This window comes from Streptomyces sp. NPDC044704 (genome assembly GCF_056433525.1).
In genome coordinates this window covers 214,853-239,810 of the sequence record NZ_JBWKGY010000001.1, presented here as the reverse complement: position 1 = coordinate 239,810, position 24,958 = coordinate 214,853, and the positions used below count along the sequence as shown (strand labels likewise).

24 protein-coding genes are annotated in these 24,958 nt (G+C 74.3%); 9 read left to right on the top strand and 15 right to left on the bottom strand.

The window, feature by feature from the left end:
- Nucleotides 1-132: 132 nt before the first annotated feature.
- Nucleotides 133-510: a hypothetical protein gene (locus tag AC07B0_RS01050; protein WP_356871777.1), complete on the bottom strand. Its 378-nt coding sequence runs from the start codon at nt 508-510 to the stop codon at nt 133-135.
- 184 nt (nt 511-694) lie between these two features.
- Here AC07B0_RS01050 and AC07B0_RS01045 point away from each other — a divergent pair, with 184 nt between their 5' ends.
- Nucleotides 695-1,069 (top strand): hypothetical protein, encoded by a 375-nt coding sequence (locus AC07B0_RS01045; RefSeq protein WP_478896097.1) that lies wholly within the window; start codon nt 695-697, stop codon nt 1,067-1,069.
- A gap of 9 nt (nt 1,070-1,078) precedes the next feature.
- On the opposite strand, the gene AC07B0_RS01040 is transcribed toward AC07B0_RS01045, so the two are convergent.
- Nucleotides 1,079-2,194 (bottom strand): cation diffusion facilitator family transporter, encoded by a 1,116-nt coding sequence (locus AC07B0_RS01040; RefSeq protein ID WP_478896095.1) that lies wholly within the window; start codon nt 2,192-2,194, stop codon nt 1,079-1,081.
- 216 nt (nt 2,195-2,410) lie between these two features.
- On the opposite strand from AC07B0_RS01040, the gene abc-f reads away from it, so the two are divergent.
- Complete coding sequence (gene abc-f, locus AC07B0_RS01035) at nt 2,411-4,093, top strand: ribosomal protection-like ABC-F family protein (protein WP_478896093.1); 1,683 nt, start codon at nt 2,411-2,413, stop codon at nt 4,091-4,093.
- Between the two features lie 32 nt (nt 4,094-4,125).
- Here the strand turns inward: abc-f and AC07B0_RS01030 are convergent, their stop codons facing one another.
- The 4 genes from AC07B0_RS01030 to AC07B0_RS01015 form a co-directional block, all read right to left on the bottom strand.
- Nucleotides 4,126-4,923 (bottom strand): hypothetical protein, encoded by a 798-nt coding sequence (locus AC07B0_RS01030; protein WP_478896092.1) that lies wholly within the window; start codon nt 4,921-4,923, stop codon nt 4,126-4,128.
- Nucleotides 4,924-5,045: 122 nt separating this feature from the next.
- A complete protein-coding gene (locus AC07B0_RS01025; RefSeq protein WP_478896090.1) occupies nt 5,046-6,563 on the bottom strand; it encodes a hypothetical protein in 1,518 nt (505 codons plus the stop codon).
- A 45-nt stretch (nt 6,564-6,608) separates the two neighbouring features.
- The gene (locus AC07B0_RS01020) at nt 6,609-7,133 is read right to left on the bottom strand and encodes a GNAT family N-acetyltransferase (RefSeq protein ID WP_478896089.1); all 525 of its coding nucleotides are present in this window, start codon (nt 7,131-7,133) and stop codon (nt 6,609-6,611) included.
- Between the two features lie 70 nt (nt 7,134-7,203).
- Complete coding sequence (locus tag AC07B0_RS01015) at nt 7,204-7,737, bottom strand: hypothetical protein (protein WP_467292387.1); 534 nt, start codon at nt 7,735-7,737, stop codon at nt 7,204-7,206.
- Nucleotides 7,738-8,106: 369 nt separating this feature from the next.
- Between AC07B0_RS01015 and AC07B0_RS01010 the strand changes: the two genes are divergently transcribed.
- A complete protein-coding gene (locus AC07B0_RS01010; protein WP_478896087.1) occupies nt 8,107-9,678 on the top strand; it encodes an alpha/beta hydrolase in 1,572 nt (523 codons plus the stop codon).
- Nucleotides 9,679-9,803: 125 nt separating this feature from the next.
- On the opposite strand, the gene AC07B0_RS01005 is transcribed toward AC07B0_RS01010, so the two are convergent.
- Nucleotides 9,804-10,319 (bottom strand): DoxX family protein, encoded by a 516-nt coding sequence (locus AC07B0_RS01005; protein WP_356871793.1) that lies wholly within the window; start codon nt 10,317-10,319, stop codon nt 9,804-9,806.
- A gap of 243 nt (nt 10,320-10,562) precedes the next feature.
- On the opposite strand from AC07B0_RS01005, the gene AC07B0_RS01000 reads away from it, so the two are divergent.
- Entirely contained in the window at nt 10,563-11,759 is a 1,197-nt protein-coding gene (locus AC07B0_RS01000) for a serine hydrolase domain-containing protein (RefSeq protein WP_478896085.1), read from the top strand.
- A 76-nt stretch (nt 11,760-11,835) separates the two neighbouring features.
- Here AC07B0_RS01000 and AC07B0_RS00995 read toward each other — a convergent pair whose 3' ends face one another.
- Nucleotides 11,836-12,510 (bottom strand): DUF4360 domain-containing protein, encoded by a 675-nt coding sequence (locus AC07B0_RS00995; protein ID WP_478896083.1) that lies wholly within the window; start codon nt 12,508-12,510, stop codon nt 11,836-11,838.
- Nucleotides 12,511-12,823: 313 nt separating this feature from the next.
- Between AC07B0_RS00995 and AC07B0_RS00990 the strand changes: the two genes are divergently transcribed.
- On the top strand, nt 12,824-14,194 hold the full coding sequence (locus AC07B0_RS00990) for an FAD-binding oxidoreductase (protein WP_478896081.1): 1,371 nt from the start codon (nt 12,824-12,826) through the stop codon (nt 14,192-14,194).
- Nucleotides 14,195-14,207: 13 nt separating this feature from the next.
- Here AC07B0_RS00990 and AC07B0_RS00985 read toward each other — a convergent pair whose 3' ends face one another.
- Nucleotides 14,208-15,731 (bottom strand): MFS transporter, encoded by a 1,524-nt coding sequence (locus AC07B0_RS00985; protein ID WP_478896079.1) that lies wholly within the window; start codon nt 15,729-15,731, stop codon nt 14,208-14,210.
- 53 nt (nt 15,732-15,784) lie between these two features.
- On the opposite strand from AC07B0_RS00985, the gene AC07B0_RS00980 reads away from it, so the two are divergent.
- Nucleotides 15,785-16,648: an MmyB family transcriptional regulator gene (locus tag AC07B0_RS00980; RefSeq protein WP_356871803.1), complete on the top strand. Its 864-nt coding sequence runs from the start codon at nt 15,785-15,787 to the stop codon at nt 16,646-16,648.
- A gap of 65 nt (nt 16,649-16,713) precedes the next feature.
- Here the strand turns inward: AC07B0_RS00980 and AC07B0_RS00975 are convergent, their stop codons facing one another.
- Nucleotides 16,714-17,838 carry a polyprenyl synthetase family protein gene (locus AC07B0_RS00975; RefSeq protein WP_356871805.1) on the bottom strand — a complete coding sequence of 375 codons (1,125 nt, stop codon included), beginning with the start codon at nt 17,836-17,838 and terminating at the stop codon, nt 16,714-16,716.
- Nucleotides 17,839-18,046: 208 nt separating this feature from the next.
- On the opposite strand from AC07B0_RS00975, the gene AC07B0_RS00970 reads away from it, so the two are divergent.
- From AC07B0_RS00970 to AC07B0_RS00960, 3 genes are all read left to right on the top strand, one after another.
- Nucleotides 18,047-18,871, top strand: coding sequence for a peptidoglycan recognition protein family protein (locus AC07B0_RS00970; RefSeq protein WP_478896078.1), 825 nt, complete (start codon nt 18,047-18,049; stop codon nt 18,869-18,871).
- Between the two features lie 76 nt (nt 18,872-18,947).
- Nucleotides 18,948-19,490, top strand: a complete 543-nt coding sequence (locus AC07B0_RS00965) for a heme-binding beta-barrel domain-containing protein (protein WP_467292034.1) — start codon at nt 18,948-18,950, stop codon at nt 19,488-19,490.
- Between the two features lie 97 nt (nt 19,491-19,587).
- The gene (locus tag AC07B0_RS00960) at nt 19,588-20,262 is read left to right on the top strand and encodes a DUF2278 family protein (RefSeq protein ID WP_478896077.1); all 675 of its coding nucleotides are present in this window, start codon (nt 19,588-19,590) and stop codon (nt 20,260-20,262) included.
- Nucleotides 20,263-20,305: 43 nt separating this feature from the next.
- Here the strand turns inward: AC07B0_RS00960 and AC07B0_RS00955 are convergent, their stop codons facing one another.
- The 5 genes from AC07B0_RS00955 to AC07B0_RS00935 form a co-directional block, all read right to left on the bottom strand.
- On the bottom strand, nt 20,306-21,133 hold the full coding sequence (locus tag AC07B0_RS00955) for an alpha/beta fold hydrolase (protein WP_478896075.1): 828 nt from the start codon (nt 21,131-21,133) through the stop codon (nt 20,306-20,308).
- Between the two features lie 58 nt (nt 21,134-21,191).
- Nucleotides 21,192-22,445, bottom strand: a complete 1,254-nt coding sequence (locus AC07B0_RS00950) for a threonine synthase (protein ID WP_478896073.1) — start codon at nt 22,443-22,445, stop codon at nt 21,192-21,194.
- A gap of 86 nt (nt 22,446-22,531) precedes the next feature.
- Nucleotides 22,532-23,323 (bottom strand): class I SAM-dependent methyltransferase, encoded by a 792-nt coding sequence (locus AC07B0_RS00945; protein ID WP_478896071.1) that lies wholly within the window; start codon nt 23,321-23,323, stop codon nt 22,532-22,534.
- 82 nt (nt 23,324-23,405) lie between these two features.
- Entirely contained in the window at nt 23,406-24,365 is a 960-nt protein-coding gene (locus AC07B0_RS00940) for an aldo/keto reductase (RefSeq protein ID WP_478896069.1), read from the bottom strand.
- Nucleotides 24,366-24,538: 173 nt separating this feature from the next.
- The gene (locus AC07B0_RS00935; RefSeq protein WP_356871821.1) at nt 24,539-24,901 is read right to left on the bottom strand and encodes a cupin domain-containing protein; all 363 of its coding nucleotides are present in this window, start codon (nt 24,899-24,901) and stop codon (nt 24,539-24,541) included.
- Nucleotides 24,902-24,958 lie beyond the last annotated feature (57 nt).

Sequence of the window (24,958 nt, the reverse complement as noted above, 5' to 3'; positions counted from 1 at the left end):
GGGGCGCGGGGGGGCGGGGGCCCTCCCCCCGGGGCGGCCCCCGCCCCGCCCCCGCGCCCCCCCCCCCCCCCCCGCCGGCGGCGGGGGGGGGGCCCGGGGGGGGGGGGCCCCCCCCCCCCGCCCCCCGGCCGGTCAGTAGGTGTAGCTCAGGCCCGACTTGTAGGGCGTCAGGGTCCGCTGGCTGACCACGCCGCGGTAGGTGTACCAGCCCCACTTCTTGCACATGACCTGGTAGCTCAGGGTGTTGTACGCGCCCGAACCCACGCGCACGCGCGGGTAGATGACGTTGTCACCCCAGTCACCCCCGGCCGGGCCGCTCGAATAGGCGTCCACGCCCCAGTAGACGCCGACGACCGATCCCCCGCCCGGGCAGTTCCAGCTGCCGAAGTTGACCCAGACGTTCCCCCCTGTCCACGCACTGGCCGGAGCGGCACTGAGGCCGACGACCCCCATGGCCATCAGTGAGCCGACCAGCACAGAGCGGCTCTTCCGGAGCAGCGATCCACGCATGAAACCTCCCCTGGTACGGCCGTGCGCGTTCGCGCCTGGCCGTGCGCAGCAGATTCCCATACGAGTCACAGGATTGTCTGAATTTCGGCGGAATAGAGGAAAAGTGGAACTCATGCTTGGAATGAGCCCATATATTCGAATGCGTGTGACCGGACCGGTCCCGACGGAAGGAGGTCCCGTGGACATGGACGCGGGAGACGCCCACGTGCCGCCCGGCGCGGCCCCGGTGGCGTGGGGCGGGACGCCGGAACCCGGCGCGGCCGCCCACCGGTACGGTGTCCTGCGCGTGCTGTTGGGGGCGGGTGTCGACGCCTCCCGGATCCGGGTCTTCCACGACGCGGACGACGGCGGTGCCTACTGGGTCGTCACCCCGCAGGGCGGGCGCGCGGCCGTGCTGACCGACGACACGGAGCGGTACGTCGGCCACCTGGAGGGGCCGTGGCCGTTCAAGGCCGTGTTCCTCGGCCCGGACGGGAGCCGGACGCGGATCGACCACTCGATCGACGCCCTGACGGCGCAGGTGGTCAGGTGGTGCACGGAGGCGGCCCCCGACGTCTGAGCCGCCGGGTCAGTCGGTGCGTCCGTGGTGGGCGAGGGCGGCGTGCGGGCCGGTACCCGCGGGACCGTCATGGGTGTGGTCGGTGTGGACGGTGGCGGCCGTCAGCCGGGGCACGGCGTGGATCAGCGCGTGTTCGGCGGCCAGGGCGAGTTCGTGCGCCCGGGCCACGGTGAGCCGCGGGTCGACGATGATGTCGGCCTCGGCGCGCAGGGTGTGCCCGATCCAGCGCAGCCGGATCCGGCCGGTGCCGAGGATCCCCTCCACCTGGCTCAGGGCGTGCTCCGCCGCGTCGACGAGGGCCGGGTCGACGGCGTCCATCAGCCGGCGGCAGACCTCGCGGGCCGCTTCGGCCAGGACGAACAGGATGGCGAGGGTGATGAGCAGTCCGACGACCGGGTCGGCCGCGGGCAGCCCGAGCGCGGCGCCGCCGGCGCCGAGGAGCACGGCCAGGGAGCCGAACCCGTCGGTACGGGCGTGCAGTCCGTCGGCGACGAGCGCGGCCGAGCCGATGCGCCGGCCGGTACGGATGCGGTAGCGGGCGACCCATTCGTTGCCGGCGAAGCCGACGAGCGCGGCGGCGGAGACCGCCCACAGGTGCGTGATGTCGCGCGGGTCGAGCAGCCGGTCGACGGCCACGTAGGCGGCGATGCCCGCGGAGGCCGCGATAGTGACGACGATGACGATCCCCGCGAGGTCCTCCGCCCGGCCGTAGCCGTACGTGTAGCGGCGGTTGGCGGCCCGGCGCCCGAGGAGGAAGGCGATGCCCAGGGGGACCGAGGTCAGGGCGTCCGCGGCGTTGTGGACGGTGTCGCCGAGCAGGGCCACCGACCCCGACAGGACGACGACCAGGGCCTGGACCGCCGTGGTCGCCCCCAGGATGGCCAGGGAGATCCAGAGCGTGCGCATCCCGTCCCGGGAGGCCGTCATGGCCGCGTCGACCTTGTCGGCGGCCTCGTGACGGTGGGGCCTGAGCAGGTGCCCGAGCCGGTGGCGCGTCCGGGCGGCGCGGGAGCCGCCGCCGTGCCCGGGCTGGTGCTGGTGCTCGTGGGCGTGGGCGTGGGCGTGGGCGTGGTGGGCGTGATCGTGGTGGTGGCCGGCCGTGTGCTTGCTCTGATTCGCCTCCATGAAGCCCACCGTGGCATACGGAACCCCTTGCGGCTATGGCCGTCGTACCCACTCTGACCAGCTGCGTTTCGCTCGCAGCTACGTCCCGTTCCCAGCCGCGCGCCCCTGGCGAGACGAAACGTCTTGCGACGGGCTGGCGGGTGGGCTAGGTTACGGGGAAGTAGGCGAGACGGAACGTCTCGCCTCGCATCTGGCCCCCATCGGAAGGAACCGCCCTTGCGCACCTCACCCGCGTCCGCCGGCACCCGCATCGTCCTGTCCGAGGTCACCAAGCGCTACGACGCCCATGTCGTCCTGGACCGCGTCAGCACCACGGTCCGGCCCGGCGAGCGGGTCGGCGTCGTCGGGGAGAACGGATCCGGGAAGTCCACCCTCCTGCGCCTGCTGGCCGGTCTCGAACCGCCCGACCACGGAGAGGTCTCCGTCCTGGCGCCGGGCGGTGTGGGACACCTCGCCCAGACCCTCGGCCTGCCGCCCACCGCCCGCGTCGGCGACGCCGTCGACCTGGCCCTCGCCGAACTCCGCGCCCTGGAGCGCCGGATCCGCGCCGCGGAGAGCCGCCTCGACCGGGCCGGCCCCGGCGAACTCGCCGCGTACGACCACCTCCTCGCCGTGTACGAGGCGCGCGGCGGGCGCGACGCCGAACGCCGCGTGGCGAGCACCCTGCGCCGGCTCGGGGAACAGGTCGCGCTCGATCCGGACCGCCGGCTCGGCACCCTGTCCGGCGGTCAGCGCTCCCGGCTGGCCCTGGCCGGGGCCCTCGCCCCGGAGCCGGAGCTGCTGCTCCTCGACGAGCCCACCAACGACCTCGACGACGAGGCCGTCGACTGGCTGGAGCAGCACCTGCGGGCCCACCGCGGCACGGTCGTCGCCGTCACCCACGACCGGCTCTTCCTCGACCGCGTCACGACCACGATCCTGGAGGTGGACCACGACCGGCGCACGCTCCACCGCTACGGCAACGGGTACACGGGTTACCTCACCGGCCGCGCGGCGGCCCGGGCCCGCTGGGAGCGCACGTACGAGGAGTGGCGGGAGGAGACCCGAAGGGCCGAGCGGCTCGCCGACAGCCACAGCGGGCGGCTCGCCGACATCCCGCGCAAGATGCCGCGCGGCTTCAGCGGGGCGGGTGCCTTCCGGGCCCGCTCCCGCGCCCACGGGGCGATGGGCCGGATCCGCGCCGCCCGGGAGCGGCTGCACCGGCTCGCGGAGAACCCCGTACCGCCGCCTCCGCGGCCGCTGCGCTTCACCGGCCGCATCACCTCCGACTCGGGGGCGACCACCGCTGCCGGGGCCGACGGAGGCGTCCGCGTGGACGGCGCGTCCGTACCGGGACGGCTCGCGCCCGTCTCCTTCCGGCTGGACCGCGGCGAACGCCTGCTGGTGACGGGGCCCAACGGGGCCGGGAAGTCGACGCTGCTCGATCTGCTCGCGGGCGAACTGCGCCCGGCCCGGGGAGCCGTGGCCGTCCCGCCCCGGACCGGGTACCTGCGGCAGGGCGATCCCCGGGCGGGCGAGGCCCGCAGCGTCGTCGGGGCCTACGGGGAGGAGTACGCCGAGCGGCTGACGGACCTCGGGCTGCTCTCCCCCGCCGACCTGAGCCGCCCCGTACGAGCCCTGTCGGCGGGGCAGCGCCGCAAGCTGGAGCTGGCCGGGCTGGTGGCGGGTCCGTTGGACCTGCTGCTGCTCGACGAACCGACCAACCACCTGGCCCCGGCGGTGGTGGAGGACCTGGAGGCCGCGCTGGCGCACTACACCGGAACGCTGATCCTGGTGACCCACGACCGGCGCCTGCGCGCGGCGTTCCGGGGGCGCCGTCTGGAACTCACCGGTGACGGCGGCGGGGGCTATCGCGAGCCCGCCGCCTCCGGCGTCCGGCCCGCCCCGGCACCGGACTGACGCCGAGGGCGGGTTACGGAGACCGCTGCGGGCTACCGGGCCTCGTGGCGGCCGACGTTCGCGGCGACCGCGTCCTGGAGCGGCTTCAGCCGGTCGACCAGCTGCTGGTAGTCGGCCGTGCGGCCGTCGGACCACTGGCCCATTCCGACCACCATGACCCGGCCGTCCCCGGCGAAGGACTGCACCATCCCGCTGTCCGCCGGAAGGGTCGGCAGACCCGACGCGGGCGGCGGGCCCTGCGCCGCCACCTGGTAGTCGTCGAAGGCCCGGCTCAGTTCGAACACCAGCGTCACGGTGTCCTGGGGGTCCTTCATCGTGAACAGGGCCAGGTTGAACTGGTTGTCGCGCGCGTCCTTGTAGAGCGCGACCTGTTCCCCGACGCATCCCGCGCTCGCCTCGATGAGGCCGGCGAGCCGCGGGCCCATCGCACCCGGTTCGGGGCAGGAACCCAGCGTGGCCGCGCCCACCTTGGTGTAGGTGCCGCCGGCTCCGTCCGGTACCTCGGCCGGGAAGGCGTCGGCCAGCGGGATCATCGGGCGCCCCGCGGCCTCGTGCGTCGGCACGGCGGCGGGGGCCGCCGGTGCGGCGGCCGGCTTCCCGGTGTCCCGGCCGTCCTCGCCGGAGGGGGAACCCACGAACCGCAGGGCGAGGAAGGCGAGGCCCGCCACCGCCAGGCCCAGCGCGGCGGCACCCGCCCCCAGCCGTTTGCGCGCGGGAGCCACCGGCTCGTGCGGCGCGGCGCCCCCTGCGGACACCTCGCTCAGCAACGCGTTCCACCTGTCGTCGTCCGGTGCGTTCCCGCCCGGCGGTATCTGATCGTTCTGCGGCACGGTGGCACGGTAGCGATCTTCGTCATCAAACAGAACAGCCGCAGGTCACAGCCTCATCACTATGCGAGCCGAGCAGCGGCGTCGTGTGCAGTGGGGGACGGAGGCTGCCACGGCTGTGATCGCTACTTGGACGTCGGCCCTCGGCGTCCGGCTGTCGTCGCTGGGGTGGCGGCGCTGTTCAGGCAGTGGTCGAGGAGTGCGCGGATGCGGGGGACGGGCAGCGAAGGGTTGGCGGCAGCGCCCTCCGCGGTGCGGGGGTCGGCGAGGAGAGCCTCCAGGGCTTCCGGTTCCAGGCTCGGGTTGGCGGCGGCGGCCCGGCGCACCGACTCGTCAGGGTCGTCCACCGGGAGGTCCGGCAGGGAGGGATCGGCTGCGGCCAGGGCGCGCACCTCGGGATCCGGGTGGCCGATGAGGTGGGTGCGGCCGGTGCGGGGGAATCCGGGCAGGGTCAGCAGGTGCGGTCGGTGGGCCGGTCGGGTGGCGAAGACGTCCAGGAGGAGGTGTGGCGGAGCCAGGGGGTGGTGGCAGGCCAGCCGGATCCGTACCTCCTCGTCGTCGTCCCGCGCGAGTGCGCTGACGAGTTCCGCGGGCAGGCCGGGCCAGCTCGCTGCAACCCGGCGGAGTACGGGTTCCTCGGACTCGGCGCAGGCGGCGAACCAGTCGGGGGACGGCTCGGTGGCCGGCTCGGTGATCGGGCAGGTGCAGTCCGGACCGTGCCCAATGACCCCATGGATCGCCCAGAACTCGGCCCAGGTACGGGGGAAGGGGTGGAGGCGTGCGCGCATCCGCACGTCCTCCTCCAGGTCCTCCCTCAGCTCCGCTACCAGTTCCGGTCCCAGGTCGGGCCGGGCGGCGACCATCGCGCGGACCTTCGCCTCGGGGTGGCGGGCGAGCCGGGCGACGGCGTCGGCCGGGGTGTGGCGGTTCCAGGTCAGGGGGTGCACCGTGCCGTCCGCGAAGCACTGTTCGACGAGCGCGGGTGACAGGGCGCACGTGCCGAGCACGAACGGCTTGCTGTGCGAGCCGATGGACGGCAGTTTGGCTTCCACCGCTTCCGGGTCCAGCTCCCAGCTGCTCTTCCGCGCCGCTTCCCGTACGTCGGGGTCGGGGTCGTGGAGCAGTGCCTCCCGCTCTCCAGGAGTGAGCCACTGCCACCTCCAGGCGGCGCGTATGCGGAGCTCGGGGTGCTCGTGCCCGGCCATGGAGCGGTAGAAGGACAGAGGGATCTGCCGAGAGAAGCTGAGCTCCTGGGTGATCTCGTGTTCGGTGAGCATGCCGTCCTCGCCCCCGTCTTGGGCGGTCAGGAGGGTGACGAGGATGTCGTCCGGCAGCGGTCGGACCCATCGGGGGCGGGGGTGGGGGTTGGCGAGCCGCGCACGGATGATGCCCGACGGGTCCGTTGCCAAGGGGACGAGTCGCGAAGGGTCTACGTGCCGGTTACCGGCGAGCGCGCGGCGGATCCCCCTGGCCGGGTGGCGCAGGGCTGCCTCGATAGCGTCGTCGGGCAGGTCGCGTCCCTCGCACATCAGCGGGCCGACCTCACCGGCCGCTCGATCCATCAGTCGTATCAGTACGTCGGAGGGCGCCGCCGGGTTGAAGGCGATGCCGCGCAGCCACGGTTCACGGAGAGAGTCGGACACCGCGTCATCCTGCCACCTCGCCGTGCACAGGCCCCCGGGCCTCGCCTAGAGGTCGATCCAGTAGCGGCGTTTGGGGCCGATGAGGGTTTCGCGGACGTCTTCCAGTTCGCCGCCGGCCCGCTCGATCGTGCGGATCGAGGCGGCGTTGCCGGGGTCGCAGGTCAGCAGGACCCGGTCCATGCCGAGCACCCGGGCCTCGTGCAGCACCGCGGTCAGTGCCCGGCCGGCCACCCCGCGGCGGCGTGCCGAGGGGCGCACGCTGTAGCCGATGTGGCCGCCCGCGTCGAGGAGGAAGGCGTTGAGGTAGTGCCGCAGGTCGATGGCGCCGAGGTAGGTGTCGCCGTCGGCGATCCACCAGTACGTGGCGTGGACGCGGCCCTGCTCGACCGGCACCGTACGGTCCGCGTAGCCCCCTAGCCGCTCCACCCAGGCGGCGAAGCCCTCCGGGGTTTCGACGTCGTCCTCGGAGCCGAGGCCGGCTCCGTCCATGTGGGCTTCCTCGCCCCATTCGGCGCGGGCGGCGAGCCAGGAGGAGTGCAGCCCGGCGGTGGGTGCGATCAGTTCGGGCATGCCCTGCACGGTAGCAGCCGGTCATCCTGCCTGGTCGCGGGGCCTTCGGGCGGCGGCGGGTGCGGTGGGGTCAGCGGGCGCGCCGGGGGCCGCCGCGGTGCGGGCGACGGCGGGCGGGTGACGCTTCGGGAGCCGCCTGCGGCGAGGAGAAACCGCCGGGCACCGGGGTACGGGTCTGCTGGGCGGGGGCCGCTGCGACCGGGGCCGCGGCGGTGGCGGCGGGGCGTTGTGCGCGGCCGAGGACGGAGAGGTTGCCGATCAGCGGTGCGCAGGCCTGGCAGATCTCCGCGAGGGTCCACACCTGTCCCACGGCCGGGTTGTGGACGAGGACGAGGAGCGGGGCGCCGGTGCAGGAGGCCCTGCTGTTCTCGTGGAAGGCGCATTCGGCGGCTCCGCAGGCGCACGCGGCGTTCGGGCGCACGGTGGCGAGGCGGGCGTGCGCGCGGGCGTGCTCGGCGGCGAAGCGCCGCATGGCGCCGGTGTCCTTGGACCGGGGCGGCATCCGGCAGGCCTCGACGCTGCAGGTGACGGAGACGCTGTGGTCGCCGTGGCCGATCAGCCGGACGGTCCAGGTCCGACCGGGTACGCGGGATCCGGGAATCATCGTCAAGGGAGGGCCGTCCGTTCACATATGAGGTGGTGTGCCGGCTTTTCGACGTCTTCGCGTCCGGGGACGGCGGGTCTCGCGCGAGCGGCCTCGCTCCGGGAGCGGAGCGGCGAGGCGGGCGGGTCGCGAGGTGAACGTCACATCGAGGAGAAGACGGTCAGGGCGATGAGGGCACTGCGGCCGAACGGCCTCGATGTCTTTGTCGCACGCGGCCGGGCGGGCTGTCAACGGGACGTCACCGCGCCGTTCGGCCGGTCGGAGGGTGGGGCCCCGAACCGGAATGGGCCGTTCGGTGGTCTGACGAGCAGCTCGTAGCGTTTATCGTCTGCTTACTCACCGGGTCCTTTCGCGCAGGAGCACCACACCATGCCTCACCTCATACGTCGCCCCCTCCGGTCGGCGGCCCTCGCCACCGCGGTCCTCCTGGCCGTGCCCGCCCTGGCGGCCTGCGACGGAGACCCGAAGGCCAAAGCCGACCCGAAGCCCTCCGGCTCCGCCGCCCCGAGTGCCGCGACGAAGCCGGCCGTCCTGCCCGCGGCACTGACCGGGCAGAAGCCCGACTGGCAGAAGTGCCCGGCGCCGTCCGTCGCCCAGGGCGGCGGCAAGGCTCCCGGCAGCGGCTGGGAGTGCGCCACCATGAAGGCGCCCCTCGACTACGCCAAGCCGGACGGGGAGACCCTGGACGTGGCGCTGATCCGGAAGAAGGCCACGGACTCGGGCAAGCGCGTCGGCTCGCTGGTCTACAACTTCGGCGGACCCGGCGGCTCGGGCGTCCGCTCCCTCCCGGGCTTCGGCGACCAGTACAAGAAGCTGAACACGGTCTACGACCTCGTCAGCTTCGACCCGCGCGGCGTCGGCAACAGCGCCCCGGTGACCTGTCAGGACGACAAGACGCTGGACCAGGCCGCCGACAGCGCGGACCCCCTGGAGGACGTGCGCAAGATCACCGAGGCCTGCAAGCAGAACTCCGCCAAGGTCCTCCCCCACGTCGGCACGGCGAACGCCGCCCGCGACATGGACCTGATGCGGCAGGTCCTCGGCGACCAGAAGCTGAACTACTTCGGCATCTCGTACGGCACCGAACTGGGCGGCGTGTACGCCCACCTGTTCCCGCAGAACGTCGGCCGCACCGTGCTCGACGCCGTCGTCGACCCCACCTCGGACGAGGTGCAGCGGTCCCTCGGCCAGGCCAAGGGCTTCCAGCTGGCCCTGGACCACGCCATGAAGTACTGCCGGGACAAGTACACGGCCAACTGCCCGACCGGCCCGAGCGCGGCCGAGGGCAGCAAGCGGATCGCCGCCCTGCTGGAGAAGCTGAAGACCAAGCCCGCTCCCACGCAGAGCGGCCGGAAGCTGACCTCCGAGCTGGCCCTCACCGGCATCGTCGCCACCCTCTACGACGAGGAGGGCTGGGACTACCTCGTCCAGGGCCTCGGCGAGGTGATGCAGGACGGTACGGGCAACAACCTGCTGCTGTTCGCGGACAGCTACAACGGCCGTGACGAGAAGGGGCGCTACGACAACTCCCACGCCGCCCAGATGGCGATCAGCTGCGCCGACACCAACCGCCGCTACACCGTCGAGGAGATGAAGGCCCAGGAGCCCGCCTTCCGCGCGGCTTCCCCGGTGTTCGGGCCGTTCCTGGCCGAGGGCCTGATCGGCTGCGCCGAATGGCCGGTGCGCGGTACGACGGACAAGCCGGTGGTCGGCGCGGCCGGTGCGGCGCCCATCGTGGTCATCGGCAACACCGGTGACCCGGCGACCCCCGTCGAGGGCGCGAAGCGGATGGCCGAGGCGCTGGGCAAGGGTGTCGGCGTCAACGTGACGGTGGAGGGCGAGGGGCACGGTACCTACGGCACCAACGCCTGCGCGACCAAGGCGGTCGACTCCTTCCTCGTGGACGGCACCGCTCCGGCCGACGGCACCGTCTGCAAGTAGCCGCCCCCGCCCCGCGGGACGGCTCCCGCGGGGCGGTCGCCGGCCGGGCCGTCCGCTCCGGATCTTGCCGGGCCGGTGTCGCCTGGCAAGATCCGGAAGCGACGGTCCGGGCCGGCTCGTCCGGCCTACTCCTCGTCCTCCTGCGCCCGGGCCCGCTTCGTGAGCACTGCGGCGGCTGCGAGGGCGCTGCCCGCGAAGGCCAGGCCCAGCGTCCACGGCCGGTCGAAGGTGTGGCCGGTCGCGTGGTCGACGGCGTACCGGCCCGCCCCCGCGAGGCCCACGGCGGCCGCCGTGAACCCCAGGAAGGCGGGGTACTCGTAGCCGCCGTCCTGGGCGAAGAACCCGGCGGGCGCGTGCACCGCCACCGCCCCCGCCATGGCGCCCGCGGCCGCGGCGCCCGCCGCCGGCGTGGCCAGGCCCAGGACCAGCAGGGCCCCTCCCCCGGCCTCGCCCAGGGCGGCGGCGACCGCGCTCGGCCGGCCCGGCGTGAAGCCCATGCGTTCCATCCCGGCCGCCGTGGCGTCCAGGCCGGCGCCGCCGAACCAGCCGAACAGCTTCTGCGTCCCGTGCGCGATCAGCACCGCGCCGGTGCCGGTCCGTAGGGCCAGCAGGGCCAGGTCACGTCGGTTGATGCGGGTCACGGAGCCTCCCGGTGGGTGCCTTGCGCGAAGCGGTACCCGACATCCGTATCCACTCGGGGCGCCGCCTCCCCGGATCGGGCCGCGGATCCGCCATACGGTCCCGGCCAGGGGGCACGGGGCCGCCACGGGCCGGGGGTCCGGATGGAGCACGGCCCGCCGGCGCACGGCCGCGTCGTCGCCCGCCCGCGTCCGGGCCCTGCCATCGTGACCACGCGCCCGATCCCCCAACCCGGAGGTACCGCCATGTCCCCACGGTCGAACGACGACGGCGGCCGAAGCCGCCCGCCGCTGCGCCTGGTCGCGGCCGCCGTGCTGTGCGCGGCCGCGGCCGGTGTGCTGGCCCCGCCCGCGCACGCGGGCACGGACCACGACCCGGGCCGGGGAACGGGCCTCCGGGCGGAACTCCAGGAGCTGGTCGACACCCCCGGCGGCCCCCCTGGGGCGATCGCCGTCCTCACGGACGGGGACCGCACCGAGGTGTACCGGGCGGGGGTGGCCGATCTGGAGACCGGCCGCGAGCCGGCGCCGTCCGACCACATGCGGATCGCCAGCGTCGCGAAGGCGTTCAGCGGAGCGGTGGCCCTGCGGCTCGTCGACCGCGGCCGGCTGCACCTGGACGACACCATCGGCGAGGTGCTGCCCGGGCAGCCCGAGGCCTGGCACGCGGTGACGCTCCGTCAACTCCTCAACCACACCAGCGGGCTGCCCGACTACTCGGCCTCCCCGGAGTTCCGGGAGATCGTCACCGCGGACCCCCGGCACCGGTTCGACTCCCGCCGGCTGCTGGAGTTCGTCTCCGGCGAGGAGCTCGCGTTCCTTCCCGGGAGCCGGTACCAGTACTCCAACTCCGACAACATCGCCGTCGCGCTCATGGCCGAGGCCGTCACCGGGCACCGCTACGAGGACCTCCTCGGGAAGCTCGTGTACGAGCCCCTGGGCCTGGAGCGGACGAGCCTGCCGCGGGGCTACCGGCTGCCCGTCCCCTTCCTGCACGGCTACGTGGTCGAGCCGCCGGAGGAGCCGTTGGACGTGAGCGAGGCCATCAGTGCCTCCGGTGCGTGGGCTTCGGGGGGCATCGTCTCGACGCCGAAGGACCTGACGAAGTTCATCCGGGCCTACGCGGGCGGCGAGCTGTTCTCGAAGAACACCCGGCGGCAGCAGTTCACGTTCCTGCCCGGCGGGCTCTCCCAGCCCCCGGGCCCGGGACGCACCGACGCGGGGCTGGCGGTCTACCGGTACACGACCCGCTGCGGGGCGGTGTACGGCCACACGGGCAACACCCCGGGCTACACCCAGCTCGCGGCGGCCACGGCGGACGGCCGCCGCTCCCTGACCTTCTCGGTCACCACGCAGGCCTCGCTCACCTACAAGCCCGAACTGATCGAGCGGATCCGCCAGGTCCAGGAGGACTTCGTCTGTTCCCTGCTCCGTCGGCGCTGACACGGAGCACCGCACGCGCAGCGGCCCGTCCGGTGCCTCACCGGACGGGCCGCGGGGGCTGGGCGGTTCAGCGGGTTCAGCGGGCCGGGCACTTCTTCCAGGTGAAGTGGTAGACGCTGTTGATGCTGCCGTCGGTGGAGTCGAGGGCCATGTAGCTGGTGCTGCTCGGGTCGGAGCTTCCGACCTCGGCGCGCAGCTCCGTGTTGATGTTGAAGTTGCGCAGTTCGCCGCAGGGGGCGAAGACGAGCGCCTCGATGCCCGTGGTGTCGGTGGCCTGCCAGTTGTTGTTGAGCGCGCCGACGTACTTGTGGGTGCGGTAGTCGGTCTGCCGCATGCCCTGGAAGTAGTAGCTGGCCTTCTGCGTGCCGACCGCGCCCCGCGCCAGGTTGCCGAAGCCCCGGTAGTCGACCTGGGCGACGGCGTAGGTGTAGCCCTGCGGGACGTGGACGTTCAGCGAGAGCAGACAGTTCTTGCGGCCGTCGGTGGCCTTGCTGTTGCCTCCCGCCGAGGCGACGTACTCGCTGTAGGTGACCGTGAAGGCGGAGTTGTCCGGGGCGACGGCCACGGCGGCGCTGCCGGGCCGGCAGCCCGAGCCGTTGACGGTGGCGACGTCCACGGTCACCCGGTCCGAGGGGGCTCCGGGGGCGGAGGGGATGGAGGTGGAGGCGCCGGCCGAGGGCGCGAGGCCGAGGCTGAGCAGGGTTCCGGTCACGGCGGCGGCGCTGAGCGCTACGCGAAGCGATGTGATCACGGGCCCATGGTGGGCGGGACGGGCGGGACGGGCCGGGTACCGCGCACGGGACCTCACCCCGATGGGTCAGCCGACCCGGTGGAGAAACGATTCAGCACCGCCTCCGGTGCCGCCTCCGGCACGGTCCCCGGCACGGGCCACCCGCCCCGGGTTGAGGCTCCGCCCCATCGGCGTAGCGTGAAATCTGGGCCCGCTCCAGTGGCAGGCGGCAGCGCGGCCCTGCGGGGGCGTCCCACTCCGCCGCCCCGCTGCCACGGAGGCGGTTCCTCCCGCGCGCGCGACGGGCGGGAGCAGGGCACGAGGAGCAAGAGCCATGGGCAAGCTCTCGACCGACCAGCTGCGCGAGCGGGTCCGCGGGATGGTCGTCACCCCGGGTGACGCCACCTACGACGAGGCGCGCAAGGTCCACAACGCCATGATCGACAGGAAGCCGGCCGCCGTCGTGCACTGCGTCAACGCGGGCGACGTCATGGCCGCCGTCGACTTCGCCCGCGAGAACGGCCTGGACCTGGCGGTGCGCGGCGGCGCGCACAGCGTGCCCGGCTTCGGGACCTGCGACGACGGTGTGGTGGCGGACCTCTCCGGGATGCGCGGGGTCCGCGTCGACCCCGTGGGCCGCACCGCACGCGCGGAGGGCGGGGCGACCTGGGGAGACTTCAACGCGGCGACCCACGCCTTCGGCCTGGCCACGACCGGCGGGATCATCTCCACCACCGGGGTCGGCGGGCTGACCCTCGGCGGCGGTATCGGATACCTCGCCCGCGGCCTGGGCCTGAGCTGCGACAACCTGGTGTCGGCGGACGTGGTGACCGCGGACGGCCGGCTGGTCGTGGCCAGCGAGGAGGAGCATCCCGACCTCTTCTGGGCGCTGCGCGGCGGGAGCGGGAACTTCGGCGCGGTGACGTCCTTCGAGTTCCGGCTCGCCCCGGTCAAGGACATCCACGGCGGGCCCATGCTCTTCGAGCTGAAGGACGCGGGCGCCGTCCTGCGGGGGTTCCGCGAGCTGATCGCCGACGCCCCCGAGCAGCTCGGCGCGTTCCCGGCCTTCCAGATCGCGCCGCCGCTGCCGTTCATCCCGGAGAACCGGCACGGTGACACGTTCATCCTGATCGTGGCCTGCTGGGCCGGGCCGCTCGACGAGGGCGAGGCCGCCCTGCGTCCCTTCCACGAGATCGCGCCGGTGGTCGCCGAGCACGTGGGCCCGATGCCGTACCCCGCCCTCAACTCGGCGTTCGACGCGCTCGTGCCGCCCGGCCTCCAGCACTACTGGAAGGCCAACTTCGTCACCGAGCTCACCGACGAGGCGATCGAGGCGCACCTGGTGCACGGGCCGCGCGTACCGGCGGTGAACTCGACCGTGCACATCTACCCCGTCAACGGGGCCTGCCACCGGGTGGCGCAGGACGCCACCGCCTTCGCCTACCGCGACGCCTCGTTCGCGACGGTCATCGCGGGCATGTGGCCCGACCCGGCCGACAACGAGGCCAACATCGCCTGGGTCCGCGACTACTACGAGGCCACCGCCCCGCACTCGCAGGAGGGCGGCTACATCAACTTCATGGCCGACGACGACCAGGACCGGATCCGGGTCAACTACAAGGGCAACTACGACCGGCTGGTCGAGGTCAAGCGGCGGTACGACCCCGGGAACCTCTTCCACCTGAACCAGAACATCACCCCGTAGCGGCCGCGAGCGCTCAGTTCACGAGGCGCGGCAGGCGCAGGCTGAGGAGGGTCGTCAGGGCGATCAGGCCCAGTTGGACGAGCAGGGTGAGCAGGAGCGCGTCGCGCATCCCCACGGACTCGGTCAGCGCCAGGAAGAGGCTGCCCAGGGTCGCGACGCCCAGCGCGAGTGCCGACTGCTGGGTGGTGATCATGACGCCGCCGCCCACTCCGGCCCGGTCGGCCGGTACGTCGGAGAGCACGAGGCGCATGAGCACGGGCAGCTGGAGGCCCTGGCCCAGGCCCGCGACGGCGACGCCGGGCGCGAGTGCGGCCAGGCCGAGGCCGGGCCAGCCCTGCCGGAGGGAGATCAGGAGCAGGACGATGCCGAGGGCCTGGAGCACGCCGCCCGCGGTGACGACCCGGCTGCCGAAGCGTCCGACGAGGCGGGGTCCGGCGAGCGAGGCCGCGAAGAAGGCGACGGCCATGGGGACGAGCGCCAGCCCGGCCCGTACGGGCCCCATCGCCAGCCCCTGCTGGAGTGCGACCGCGATGACGAACATGAACCCGCTGAAGCCGATCGAGAAGGGCACCACCATCACCAGTCCGCGCCGCAGCGACTCCAGCCGCAGCAGGCTCGGCGGCACCAGCGGGGTGCGGCCGAGCCGGTCGGCCCGGCGCTCGGTCAGGTAGAAGGCCGCGGCCGCGAACGGGAACACCGCGAGGGACAGCAGGGTCCACAGCGGCCAGCCGGCCGCCCGGCCCTCGGTCAGAGGCAGGAGCAGGGAGACCAGCGACAGGGCGAGCAGCAGCGTCCCGGGGACGTCGATCGAGGCCGGGCGGTGCGAGCGGGTCTCGGGCACGGCGCGGACGGCGAGCAGGAGGCCCAGGAGCACGACGGGAACGTTGACCAGGAACACGGAGCGCCAGCCCGACCCGGCGAGGTCGGCGGCGACGAGGACGCCGCCGAGGATCTGCCCGGCGACCATCGACAGCCCGGCGGTCGCCCCGTACAGGCTCATCGCCCGGGCCCGGCGCGGGCCCCGTGTGGTGGCCTGGATGGTGGCGAGGACCTGCGGCAGCATCAGCGCGGCCGCGGCTCCCTGCGCCACCCGCGCCCCGACCAGGGTCCAGGCGGTCGGGGCCAGTCCGCAGGCGAGGGAGGTGAGCCCGAAGGCGGCCATGCCGACCAGGAAGAGCCGGCGCCGGCCGACGGTGTCGCCGAGGCGGCCGCCCAGGACGAGGAGGACGGCGTAGGCGACGCCGTAGCCGCCGACGACCAGTTCCAGCATGGCCGGTCCGGCCGCGAGGTCGGCGTCGATGGCGGGCAGGGCCACGTTGACGATGAAGAAGTCGATCAGCGGGAGGGCCGCGCCCAGCAGCACGGTGAACAGTCCCGGCGTGCTCAGCGCCGCGGGCTCGGGGCCGGCCGGATCCGGCGCGGCGGGGCCCGAGCGGGCGGCGGAGGCCGACGGGAACGGTGGGGGTGTGCGTACGGTTGCTTCGGTCACGGGTACGACGATCCTCCGGCCCTCAGCCTGGTACCAGAGTCTCCTCATCCTGGTACAGGCAGTACCTGGCAACCGGCTACGGGGTGCGGCACCCTGGACCCATGACCACCGTGGCCCCCGAATCCGATGTGCGCCGGCACGAGCTGGCGGAGTTCCTGCGCAGCCGCCGGGAGCGGATCACCCCCGAGCAGGTCGGCCTCGTACGCGGCCGGCGGCGCCGCACCCCGGGGCTGCGCCGCGAGGAGGTCGCGCAGCTCTCGGCGGTCGGTGTCACCTGGTACACCTGGCTCGAACAGGCCCGCGAGATCCAGGTGTCCGCGCAGGTACTGGACGCCCTCGCGCGCGCCCTGCTCCTGGACCGGAGCGAGCGGGCCCACCTGTTCTCGCTGGCCGGCAGCCTCGATCCGGCCCCGCACACCCGCTGCCCGAGCGTGACGCCGGAGCTGCGGGCGATGCTCGACCAGCTGGGGCCGATCCCGGCGTGCGTGCAGAACAGCCGCTACGACATCCTCGCGTACAACACGACGTACGGGCGGCTGCTGGGGGACCTGGACCGGCTGCCGCCCGAGGACCGCAACTGCCTGTGGCTGGCGTTCACGGACCCGGACTGGCGGGCGGCGATCGTGGACATGCCCGAGGCGAGCCGGCTGATGGCGGCGAAGTTCCGGGCCTCGATGGCCGAGCACCTGGCCGAGCCGGCCTGGAAGGCGCTGCTGGCCCGGCTGGAGGGGGCGTCGGCGGAGTTCCGGGAGGTGTGGGCGCGGCACGAGGTGGTGGCCCAGGGCGGGAAGACGAAGTACATCCGCAACGCGCACGTGGGGCTGCTGCACCTGCGGCACACCGACCTGTGGCTGGGCCCGGCGGCGGGCCCCCGGCTGGTGGCCTACGTCCCGCAGGACGAGGAGTCCCGCGCCCGTCTGGAGCGGCTCCGGGACCTGTCCCCGGCGGGCGCCGGCCTCGCGTAGGACCTCGGGCGCCCCGCAGGGCCGGCCGGGCCGGTGCCGGTCACGGCACTGGTGCGGTCACGGCACTAGGCGATCCCGGCCAGGGTCTGCAGCGGCAGCAGTTCGAAGAACGTCACCGCCTCCTCCCGCCAGCGGGGCCGCCAGCCGGCGGCCTCCGCCGAGGCGAGTGCGGCGTGGCGCCGGATGCCCGCGCGCAGGCGGTCCTCGGCGCCGCGGCGCCGGCCGATGTCCCGCACCGCCCCGACGGTGTCCGCGGAGCAGTCCGGGTCGCCGAGGGCCGCTTCGACCACGGCCAGGTCCGGGCCGGTGGCCGCGGCGAGGACCGCGGTGACCGCGTAGCTGCGCCGGCCCTCGCGCAGGTCGTTGCCCGCGCCCTTGTCCAGGTCCGGGGCGTCGCCGAACAGGTCCAGGTAGTCGTCGCGCATCTGCCCGCAGATCCCGACCAGGCGCGCGTAGCGGCGCAGCTCCGCGTCGTGCCGCCGGGGGTCGGCGCCGGCCGCCAGCAGGCCCAGCCGGAGCGGGGCGAGGACGGAGTAGCGGGCCGACTTCCACTCGGCGACCTCGTGCAGGGTCGCCTCGTCGGGGAGGGCGGTGAAGTCCCGTTCCAGGTCGGCGATCTGGCCGAGCAGGGTGGCGGTGGCCGCCCCGGTCTGGACCTCCAGCATGGCGTGGCGCAGCGGCAGGGGCGCCGCCGAGCGGAGGAGGACCTGCTGGGAGAGGAACGCGGCGAGGTCTCCGGCGAGGACGGCGAGGCCGAGGGCCGCCCGGGGGTGGTCCGGGAAGCGGGCGCGGTAGGCGTGGTGGGTGGAGGGGCCGGACCGGCGGGTGGGGCTGTTGTCGATGATGTCGTCGTGGATCAGGCCGTGGGTCTGGAGGAGTTCGATGCTCAGCGCGGCGTCGTCCAGCCCCGGGAGGGGGTCGGTGGTGACGAGGCGGGCGGCCTCGTGGAGCAGGGCGACGCGCAGGCGCTTGCCGCCGCGCAGGGACAGGTCCCGCAGGAGGGACAGGCATTCGGGGGCGAAGGCGCTGTGCGGGGGCGCGTCGAGGGTGCCTTCGAGTCCGTCGAAGTACGCGGCGAAGAGCCGGGCGAAGTGGCTCTCGTAGCCGGCGAGACGGCGGGCGATCCGCTCGGCCTGGTCGGCCCCGTCCGGTCGGCCGGTCTGCTCGGTCTGGTCGGCGGTGCCGGTCATGCGCGGGTCTCCTGGGCGGTGGCGCGGGCGGGGGCGGACGGTCCCGGACCGGGTCCGACGGAGGATGATCATACGTTCGGGCGTACGGCCGGCCGGGTCCGGTCGCTCCGCCGTCCGGGGGCGGGTCCGTTCCCCGGTGATCCTTTGCTCGTTGGGCGGTAGGCGCCGCGGCCCCGCGGTGCCCCGTCCTCGTGAGAAGGAGCTTCCCATGCGCGCTCGCGCCCTCTCTTCGCCCGGCCTCAGCCGCCGGATGGTCCTGGCCGGCGCGCTCGGGCTGGGGGCGGCGGCCGGGTGGCCGGGGGCCGGACGTGCCCACGCGTCGGCCGCCACCGGTCCCGCGGTCTTCGGCTGTGAGGCGTGGGGTGCCCGGGAGCCGTCCGAGTCCGTCGTGGTCCTGGCTTCCGCGCCGCGGCGGATCGTCGTGCACCACACGGCGACGAAGAACGTGACGGACTACTCGCAGCAGCGCGCGTTCGCGCTGGCGCGGGCGATCCAGAACTACCACATGGACGTGCAGGGCTGGATCGACACCGGTCAGCACTTCACCATCAGCCGGGGCGCCTTCGTCACCGAGGGCCGCCACCGTTCCCTCGCCGAGCTGACCTCGGGCCTGCGGCAGGTGCGGTCCGCGCACTGCGTGGGCCAGAACGACGTGTCCGTCGGCATCGAGAACGAGGGCACGTACACCAGCGAGGAGCCGCCGGCCCAGCAGTTCGAGGCCCTGGTGGCGCTGTGCACGCACGTCTGCGACCGGTACGGCATCGATCCGTCCGAGATCCACGGGCACCGGGACTTCAACGACACCGCGTGCCCGGGCGACCGGCTGTACGCGCTCCTCCCCCGCCTGCGCAAGGACGTGGCCGTCCGGCTCGGCGTCCGGCTGGGTGAGCCCGGCTACCCCGGTTTCCCGGGGATCCCCCCGTACGAGGACCGGGACGCGTGGAACGGTCCGGCGGAGTACCTCCCCCCGGGCGTACTGGACCAGGAGATCGCCCGGTGGACGGGACGCGGAGCCGGCCGGCCGTCCCGCTAGGTCGGTGGCCGGTGGACCTTTCCGGTCACGGCACTAGGCTGCGGTTCGCGCGACGCCCCGTAGAGACAAGGTGAACATGTTCGATCCGGTGCAGGAAAATCCTTACCCCGACACCCACGTCCTCGGTGAAGGACCGGCCCCGCATCCGCAGTTGGCTCCGGTGCTGCCGCTGCTGGGCCGCTGGCACGGACGGGGCGAGGGCGAGTACCCGACCCTCGACGCGGACTTCCGCTACGAGCAGGAGATCACCTTCAGTCACGACGGGCGCCCCTTCCTGCGGTACGAGGCGCGGGCCTGGCTGATCGACGGCTCCGGTGCCCCGGTGCGGCCGGCGGGCCGTGAGGCCGGCTGGTGGCGGGTGCTGCCCGACGCGTCCCTGGAGGTCGTGCTCGCCCACCCCACGGGGATCGTCGAGACGTACGTCGGGCAGGTGACCGGCTCCGAGATCGAGATCGCGACGAAGGAGGTGGCGCTGACCCCGCGGGCCAAGGAGGTCACCGCGACCCGGCGCCACTACACGCTGGGCGAGGGGGAGCTGACGGTGCTGCAGGACATGGCGGCCGTGGGGCAGCCGCTCCAGCACCACCTGACGACGCGTCTGCGCCGCCGCCCGTCCTGAGGACGGAGGACCGGGGGCCGCGCGGGGACCGGATCACGGGTACCGGTTCCCCGCGCGTCCCGGGCGCGGGCGGCGGGCCGGTGGTTGACTGGACGGCATGCCACTCGACGCCTACGGCGTGCTGTCAGGGACGCTGCACCGCCATTTCCGCGACCGGCCCGACACCCAGGGCGCCTGGTTCCACGTCAATCTGGAGGTCGACGCTCCCGCCGGGCGCTACCGGTGCGCCGTCGACGTGGACAGCAAGGAGTCGGCCACCGGGGTGCGGTGGAAGACGCTCGTGCTCGCGCCCTCGGTGCTCGATCCGGTGCCGTCCCTGGCTCCCGGGTACCACGACCTCTCCATGAGCTCCGGTTCGGGCGCCCTGGACTACCTGCGGCACCCGGCGCTCGCGGACCGGTCCGGCTGCCTCTTCCTGCGCCGCCCTCCCGCCCTGCTCCGGGCGCTCGCGGACCGGTGGAGCCCGCAGCGGCCGTGGACCTCCGGTTCCAACCTCGACGCCGCCCGCGCGCTGGAGCCGATCCTGGTACCCGGGAGGGAGATCCTGGTCTTCGGGGAGCCGTTCCGCCACCACGGCCTGGGGATGCACAACATCCACCAGAACCAGGGCGACCCGTACGACAGCCAGTGGTGGGATGACAACGGCACCTGGCAGGACGGCGCGACCCTGACCCGGCGGCCGGACGGCTGGTACGACGCCTTCCTGAACCGGTTCTCCAGCCAGCTCGACCCGACCGACAACGACGGCCATCCGCTGCCGTCCGCGGGCTGAGCGGCGTCCGACGGGCTGAGCGGCGTTCCGCGGGCGGCTCCGGTCAGCCGAGGAAGGCCCGTACCGCCGCCGTGAACCGGTCGGCGTCGTCGATCCACGGGTAGTGCCCGGCCCCGGGCTGTACGACGAGCCTCGCGTCGGGGAACAGGCCGGCGAACGCGGCCACGGTCCCGGGGGGACTGTTCAGGTCGTACTCCCCGGCCAGCAGCAGCGTCGGCACCCCGCAGCCGGCGAGCGCCTCCCGGGCGCCCGGCGGGTCGAAGGCGCCCTCCGCTCCGAATCCGGCGACGGCCTGCCCGTTGGCCGGGCGGGCGGCCGCCTGGTGTGCGCGCGCCGCGTCGTCCCACCGGCCGCAGAAGAAGGGGCTGACGGCCTCCCAGTCGCCGCCGGTGCCGCGGGTGATCGCCTCCAGGGCGGCGAACGCCCCGGGGAACCAGAGTTCGTCCGCGCGCAGCCGGGCGAGCGCGCGCCGTTCCTCGCCGGTGGCCTCGATGCCGACGGCCCGGCTGCCCGGGGTGATCAGCGCGAGCCTGCCGAGGCGCTCCGGGTGGCGGATCGCGTACTGGGTGGCGACGTTGGCGCCGGCGGAGTGGCCGAGCAGGTCGGTGCGGTCGAGACCGAGGTGGACGCGCAGGGCCTCGACGTCGTCGACGATCCGGTCGCAGCGGTAGGAGGAGGGGTCTTCGGGGACTTCGGAGCGGCCGGTGCCGCGCAGGTCCAAGGCGATGAGGCGGCGGTGCGCGGACAGTCCGCCGAGGTCACCGAGGTAGCGGGAGTCGGCCGGTCCGCCCGGGACGCAGAGGAGCGGATCGCCGTCCCCGAGTACGCGGTAGGCGAGGCGGGTTCCGTCGGCGGTGGTGAAGGTGGGCATCCGGGGACCCTGTCAGCCGGGGGCCCCGGGAGGCAACCGGAATACTCCCCCGGGCGCGTCAGCCGATGCCGGCGTCCTCCAGCAGCCGGGAGACGGTGTCCCAGGCGGGGTCGACGGGTTCCAGGGGTTCGGCGCCCACGCCGAGGCCCTTGAAGCCGCTGGAGGTGGACACGCACACCACGGGCCCGTCGAACTCCTCTCCGGCGGCGGTCCGCTGCCGCAGCCCCGCCAGTCCGGCCGCGGCGGACAGCTCCGCCCAGATCCCCTGGGCGGCCAGGGCCGCCTGGGCGCCGGACAGCTCGGCGTCCGTCACCAGCAGGGCGGCCCCCCGGCTGTCGAGGACGGCGCGGACCCCCCGGTGTCCGCCCGCCGCGCAGCTGATGGCGTACGCGTCGGTGGGGCCGACCGGTACGACGGCGGCGGGGGTGCCGGAGCGGATCGCCGCCGACAGCGGGCCGCCCGCGGCGGGTTCGCAGCCGATCATGCGCGGCACCCGGTCGGTGACGCCGAGCCGGCGCAGTTCCGCGAAGCCCTTCCCGATGCCGAAGAGCATCTCGGCGTACCCGGTGGGGGCGAACACGGCGGCGGGGACGCCGATCTCGGCGTGGATCTCGTAGGCGATGGTCTTGTACCCCTCCGCGCCGAAGGGGTGTCCGGTGTGCGTGCGCGTCAGGTTGCTGACGGGGTGGAAGCCGAGCCGGTCGGTGATCTCGTTCAGCAGCGGCCAGCGGTCGGGCGCCGGAACGGGCAGGACGACGGCGCCGTACGCCCGCAGGAACGAGGCGACGGCGGGCGGGGCGCCGGCGGAGGCGAGCACCACGCACCGCAGGCCGGCGCGGGCGGCGTAGGCCGCGGCCGAGGCGCCGTGGTTCCCGGAGGAGGCCACGGCGATGCCCGGTGCTCCCTCGTGGACGGCCGCGCTCACCGTGACCCGGTTGAGCCGGTCCTTGTGGCTCCACGTGGGGTTGCGCGACTCGTCCTTGATCCAGACTCCGTCGCCGAAGGGGAGCAGCGGGGTGGCGCCCTCCCCCAGCCCGGGTGCGTCGAGCGGGGGCAGGAGCGGCGCCCAGCGTTCCAGTCCGGCGCGCACCGGTGCGTCGAAGAGGCCGGCGGGGGTGTGCTCGTAGGCGTAGTCGACCTCCAGGGGGAAGTCCGTCCGCTCCGTCCGGGTACCGGGGCAGCCGCGCGGCAGCGGCGGCCACAGCGGGTACTCCAGCCGTGGATCGCCCAACGACCGCTGGGACCTGGCCAGCGAGCCGCCGTGGTTCCTCGGGGCGGGGGCGGCCGTCGGGCCGGGGGAGGCAGCGGTCATGCGGCCATCCTAGGCGGGGCCGGGGGCGGGGGGCCGGGGGCCGCTGCCCGGGCTCCAGCGGGCCTCCGGCCGGGTTCGACGGGTGGTCAGAGCGCCCGGGCGGTGGTGACCACCAGGGGCGGGTCCGCCCGTTCGGCCCGCCACGGGCGGCTGCGGACGAGGTCCGGGTCCGCGACGTCGAGCGCCTCGTCGACGGTGGGGTGGTGCTGGACGACGTCCCCGAAGCCGGCGCGGTCCAGCAGGGCCGGCAGGACGCCGACGGGCCAGGCGTGGTTGCTCATCTCCTGCCAGGAGCCGTCGGTGCGCAGCAGTCGTACGGTCAGCGGGTCGCCGGGCCCGTACTCCTCGCCCGCCTCACCGATGCGCAGCGACGCGTACGCGGTGCCGCTGCGGGCGGGGTCGGTGCTCAGCAGGGCGAAGGGGGCGCCGGGGCGCAGGAGCCGGCGGATCTCGGTGAAGACGGCGAGGACCGCCTCCCGCGTGGGCAGCGAGGCCAGGACGTGGTTGCACATGACGGCGTCGGCGCAGCCGTCCGCCAGGGCGGTGACCCGGCCGTCCTCCACGAGGTGGAACTCGGCGACGGCCCGCGCCCGGTCGCGGGCCAGGTCGAGCATCTCGGGCGAGGTGTCGACCCCGATGACGTACGCGCCGAGCCGGCGGGCCGCGCGGTCGGCGACCTTGCCGGGGCCGCAGCCGTAGTCCACGAGGACCGAGCCGGCGCCGATCCGGTCGGACAGGGCCCGGAAGACGAAGGGGTAGCCGAGGAGCCAGTCCGTGGCCGCCTCCACCGCCGCGAAGGCCTGCGCGCCCTCGCTCCCGGACCAGGCCGCGCCGCCGCCGTCACCGGCCGGGCCGGGTCCCTCCGCGCTCTCGCTCACCGCCCCACTATCGGCCCCGGGCGAGGTCGCGGAGGTGTTACGACACGGCGGAACCCGATGCTCGGGGCGGTGGTGCCGCTGCTCAGGGCAGCGGTACCCCGCGGGCCGTGACCCAGAGCTCGTACCACTCCTCGTGGGTGAGGTCGGGCTCGCGCCGGGCCGCGTCGCGGCAGGCGCGGATGCGGTCCGGGCGGGCGCTGCCGATGACCGGGGCGATGCCGGCGGGGTGCCGCATCAGCCACCACAGCAGGACCGTCTCGGGCGTGGTGCCCTTGCGGTGGGCGAGGTTGGCCAGGAGGTCGGCCGTGGCCCGTTCGGCGGGGGTCTCCTGGCGGCCGGTGAAGCGGCCCTGGGCCAGCGCGCCCCAGGCCTGGAGGCGGATGCCGTGGTCGGCGCAGTGCTCCAGCGTGCCGAAGGGGAAGCCGTTGGCGGCGGCCCGGGGGGTGTTGAGCAGCACCCCGGCCTCGACCCAGTCGCGGCTGTGCAGGCTCATCTCCAGCTGGTTCGCCACGAGCGGCAGGCCGATCCCCGCCTGGAGCCGGGCGATCTGCGCGGCCCCCATGTTGGACACGCCGAAGGCGCGCACGAGGCCCTGCCGGTGCAGGGACGTCAGGGCCCGCGCGATGTCGTCGGGGTCGGCGAGGGGGTCGGGGCGGTGCAGGAGCAGGACGTCGACCGCGTCGGTCCGCAGCCGGGTCAGGCTCTCCTCGACCCGCCGCGTGATGCTCTCGCCGCGCAGGTCGTAGCGGCCCGGGCCGGTGCCGTCCGCGAGGCGGATCCCGCACTTGGTCTGGAGGGTGATGCGTTCGCGCAGTCCGGGCGTCCGCGCGAGGACCTCGCCGAAGACCGCCTCGGACTTGCCGTGGCGGTAGATGTCGGCGTGGTCGAAGGCCGTGATGCCGCTGTCGAGGGCCGCCTCGACGGCCGCCTCGGCGGCGTCGATGTCCGCGGGCCCGTACGGCGCCGGATCCCAGCTCCCGCCCAGCCCCATGCACCCGTACAGCACCCGGTACCCGCTCGCGCCCGTGTTCGGTTTCGTCACGACGCCACCCTAGGCGGTGTCCCGGCGTGACGTACCGGGCCCCGGATCGTTGAACCGGCGGTCAAGCGAAGTGACCGTACGAGGCCCCGGGGCCGCGACGCCCCGGGGCCTCGTGCTGTTCGGCGGGCGCGGGCCGCGGCGCGAACGGCCGCCGGGGGGCGGCGGCGGGCGGGTCAGCCCTGGGCCTTGATGTGGTCCACGACCTCGGTGAACTCCCGCGTCGGGGAGAAGTCGACGTACTCGCAGTCCTCCAGGGCCACGGGGGCGTGGCCGGCCGGCCAGTAGAAGGCCTGACCCGCCTCGTAGACCTCCTCGCCGTCCTTCGTCACCATCTTCAGCCGGCCCTTGAGCAGGTAGCCCCAGTGCGGGCAGGGGCAGAGGTCGTCCGGCATGCCCTTGAGGGCGGGAGCCATGTCGGTCCCCGCGGGGAACCGCACGAAGGCGACGGACAGGCCGCCGCCGATCTCCCGGGTGCGCAGCTCGACGCCGCCGCCCTCGATCTCCACCGGTGTGTTCTCGCGCGTCGTCGCCGTCATGGATCGTCCCTCGCTCACCTCGGTCAGTGGTGCGTACGTCCCCCTTCCACCCTGGAC